Origin of the sequence: Streptomyces durocortorensis (assembly GCF_016901035.1) — a bacterium.
Lineage (GTDB): Bacteria > Actinomycetota > Actinomycetes > Streptomycetales > Streptomycetaceae > Streptomyces > Streptomyces durocortorensis.
Map to the genome: position 1 here is coordinate 1 of NZ_JAFEUF010000392.1, position 3,908 is coordinate 3,908.

Here is a 3,908-nt window from a genome sequence, read left to right on the forward strand (position 1 = left end):
TTCTCCTGGCCCACATGTAGGTTGCGGTTGTGGGGGTGGGCTTTGTGGAGGGTTATCAGCGGCGGCGTGTTGCCGACCATCACGGGGGCGGTGGGGTGGGTGGCGGTGCCTTGGGGGTCGATGGCGTCGCCGGGGTCACCGGAGGTACCCGAGGCACGGGAGCTGCCGGACGTACCGGTGCTGCCGGTGCTGTCGGCACCACTGCTGCTGTCTCTGTCTCCGGCCGTGCTGCCGGTACCGCCGGTGAGACTGGACTCATCGCCTTCGCCGCCGCCTGCATCGGCACCGGCACCGGCACCCGGGGCGTCGTCGTGACCTTCACCGCTGCCGGCGGTGCTCCCGCGACCGGCGACGGCGTCATACCCCGGGGCCGGGCACGAACTGCCGGTCAGTTCGCAGATGGCGCTACGGATCTCCGCGGTGAGCTGACGCCCGGCTCCGGTGGCCATCAGCCCGCCGACGAGGGCGACGACGACCAGGACGAGCCCCAGATACTCCAGCGCGGTCTGCCCGCCGTCGCGGCGGAACTTCATCATCCGGGCAAAGCTGAACAGCCGTCGCTCGTCCCGTTGCTCCAGACCGCTCCGGAACCACCGGCGACTCCCCGGTCGGCACAGCAGCACGATGACGGCGCCCGGTAACGCCAACCGGGCGACGCCCGAACCCCCGTCCCCACCGCTCAACCCCGCGAGGGCACCGAGGACGATCCACGCCTGCACGGCGAGGAGCCCGTACCAGACGCGGACGCCGCCATGCCGGACGTACAGCGACAGCACGAAGGCGGCGACGCCGGGTAACGAGGCGTAGAGCAATAACCCGAGGAGGTACCCGTCGACCGCATCCACGGAGGAGGCCGTCGACAGGGCCCGGATCGCACCCACCAAGGTGGCCACGAAGAGAACATGAAGAAGGACCAGGGCCGCCTGCAACGACCGGGGCACCAACCGCCCGCCCGAACCCGCCGTGGCAGCGCTTACATCGACGCCAACAGGGACCGCGCTTCTTCGTATGCCGGACAAGGGCAGTCCCCTACCTCGTGAGTGGGCGGAACGCGCGACAGGTCAGTCACTCCGCGTATGCGACCACACGGCAGGGGACACGACATGGGCCCCAGGGCCCAATACAGGGCTCAAAGCCCTTAGCCATCAGCCCAGTTGAGCCGACACGCTTCGATCACGATCTTCCTCCCGCCACCTCTGGAGCACCTGCGGACCAGAAGTCGGAGTGGATGTTGGGGCGGGGGATGAGCCGCGCGTCGGGGGCGAGGAAGGCGGTGGGCGGGCTGGTGGAATCGGCCACCTCGGAGTGGCGGACACAGGGGCTGTCCACGGTGAAGTGCGCCTGCCCCTTGTCAGCGACAGTCAGGCTTACTTGAAACCCGTCTTGAGTCCTCACGAAGATCGCGGGGGCATCGACATGACTGTTGATCGCCGTGACGCGGTACCCGCCCTTCCGCCAGAACCGGTCCACCACACCCAGGAAGCTCCCTCTACGTTGAGGCGAGACGACAGTCATGACAGTCCGCCGCCGTGTCACAGTGCAGCTTCCCGTCGTGGTCGGACCATGAACCCAGCGCACACTCGGCTCGATCTCCGCAAGAACACTGTCGAGCATCTCATCAGCTCGTTCGGCAGCTTCCTGCATATCCATGCTTCCACCCTGCGCCCCGCACCCTGCCATTAATGCTCCTACCAGCAGCACGACTAGAATCGACCGAATCTGGACCATCAACGCGATTCTTCTCTCTTGATTCTGTTCGCGTGACCGGCGGCGATCAGCCCCATGTTTTCGACAGACGTCCTATCAATATCGGGATCGAAGTACTGCGAATGCGCATCGACGTTGAGCTTTCCGTTCGCAATCATGGTCGGCCCATCCCCAACCTCGAATCGCCTCGCTCCGAATGCTTCGCTGGCCGGATCCTTACCGAACCAGACATCGTCATCTCCTCGGTCGGCCAAATCGCCGAAGAGATACGCAGCCGCAGGCCCGCCGAACAGCATCTCGGACGCCCCTAGAACCGTCTGCTCCGTAGACGGAACTTTCGTCACAACGTCGTTGGCCGCGGCTCCGACAAACACATGATCCCGGCCCACGCCCAAGTCATCGGCGCTTTCGACACCTACCCCTGGGCTTCCGACGAACACAATCTCGTCGACACCAGGAATCCCTCCCGGCTGCTGCGTAGCTGCCCCCACAGTCCGCGATCCGTATGAGTGACCGATGGCCGTCAGGTGCGGATCGTTGTGGTCATTTGCAACTTCAATTCCGCCCATAAACTCACCGAAGGCCAGGCCCCCCTCCTCCGCCCTGCCCCCCACAGCAACTGCAAGTGTCCCGAGCCCGTCCGGCGACTGCGGTGCGTCATACCCGAGCCAGGTGATGGCAGCGGAGGGTTCCCCGTGCTGATTCGCAGCGATGGACAGATCACGCGCCCGCTTCAGGTCCCCCTCAGCAAACGCCTTATCCAACGAAGTATTCAGCCCCGGAACGTACGCCGCCACATTCCGCGACGTATCCGGATTCCCGTAAGAGACGATCGCCCGACCATTCCCCTGATCCCCGATCCCAAGCAGGTACATAGGCGGCTCCCCCGCCTTCGGCACCACCCTCAACTGCCGGTCGATCTCCCGCAGCGCCGCAAGCTTGGTCGCTGAATCGTCGTCGTCCCGCCCCTCCAGCTTCCCCATCAGCAGTTGGAGGTTGTCCCGGTTCGCCGCGTCCCGTACCAGGGCCGGGATCCCGTCCAGGTTGCCGATCTGATCCGGGTACACCGCGAGGTACTCCTCGCGCTGTTCGTCCGTCAGGCCGGCCCACCACGCCTTTCGCTCGGCCGGACTCGCATCGTGCGGGATCGCGTTCTTCAGGTAACCGCGCGCCGCATCCCGCACCGCCTCCGCATCGGCCGCGGCGTCCGTCCACGTCGCCGCAGGCACACCGAGGCCCTCATGAGCCTTCAGCGACCGCAGGATCCTGGTGTACCGCCAGTCCGCATCGGCCGCCGTCCGTACGGCCTGCGCCACCCGGTCCGCGATGTCCTGGGCCTTGCCGGCGTTCGGGTTGGGCGCGACGAGTCCCGAAGGGGTGACCATGCCCGGATTCGGCACCCCCGACGTCGTACCGCCCGCCAACGGCTTCCCGTCGATCAGGCCCTCGCCCGCCGCCGGAAACGTCACCGAACCATCCGCGTGCACCGTGAACTTCAGCGCCTCCGCATCGTCCAGCGCCCCCTCCAGCACCCGCTGCTGGGTCTTGATCTCATGGGCCAGGCTGTTCAGCGTGGTCCGCAGCAGCCCGCACTCGGTGTAGATGTACTGGAAGTTCGTCCCCAGCCGGCGCAGCCGCCCCACGGCCGCGCCCACCGCCTCCCCCTTCTGCGTCTCGCCCAGCCCGGGCAGGAACTGGCCCACGATGCGGTCCCGGGCCGCGTCGGCACGGTTGCTGACCCGTCCCCAGCCATCTGCCGCCTGCTCCAGTTCGGCGCACTTCACGTCACGTAACGCCGCCCAGGTCAGGGCAGAACCCGCACCGCCGCCCCTCCCGCTCACCGCGCGCCACTGACGTTCGGCGTCTTCACTCTGTCGAAGTCGCTCTTCACCGCCTCGTTGGTCTGCGACTGGCCCCGGGCGACCGCCCGCAGCTTCCCGGCGAGGCTCCCGCACTCGGCGCGCGCCTCCTCGATCCGGCGCTCCCACGAGGCCCGTACGGCACTCAGTTCGGCCAGCGCGGACAGCGCTCCGGCCCCGGCGATCAAGCCCTGATGCGCCGTCTCCAAGTCGCCCTTCACCGGGCCCAAGAGCGTGACCAGCTGATCGGCTCCTCCGGCGGCCCGCCGCCACGGGCCACCGCTGTGCAGGAGGTCCCCAGCTCCGCCCCCGCCCCCGGCCGCGGCCCGCCGCCCCCCCCCC

Annotated in this window: 3 protein-coding genes and 1 pseudogene; all 4 read right to left on the reverse strand. The window is 67.6% G+C overall.

Annotation, left to right across the window (positions count from 1 at the left end; all coding sequences use genetic code 11):
* A pseudogene (locus JS521_RS34385) lies at positions 1-941 on the reverse strand (alpha/beta hydrolase); the annotation flags it as partial.
* A gap of 232 nt (positions 942-1,173) precedes the next feature.
* On the reverse strand, positions 1,174-1,650 hold the full coding sequence (locus tag JS521_RS34390; protein ID WP_239488228.1) for a hypothetical protein: 477 nt from the start codon (positions 1,648-1,650) through the stop codon (positions 1,174-1,176).
* Positions 1,651-1,727: 77 nt separating this feature from the next.
* Positions 1,728-3,548: an alpha/beta hydrolase gene (locus JS521_RS34395; RefSeq protein WP_205086799.1), complete on the reverse strand. Its 1,821-nt coding sequence runs from the start codon at positions 3,546-3,548 to the stop codon at positions 1,728-1,730.
* Positions 3,545-3,908 (reverse strand): hypothetical protein (locus JS521_RS34400; RefSeq protein WP_239488229.1); only part of this gene is annotated, 364 nt, incomplete at its 5' end. The genes JS521_RS34400 and JS521_RS34395, both read right to left, overlap by 4 nt.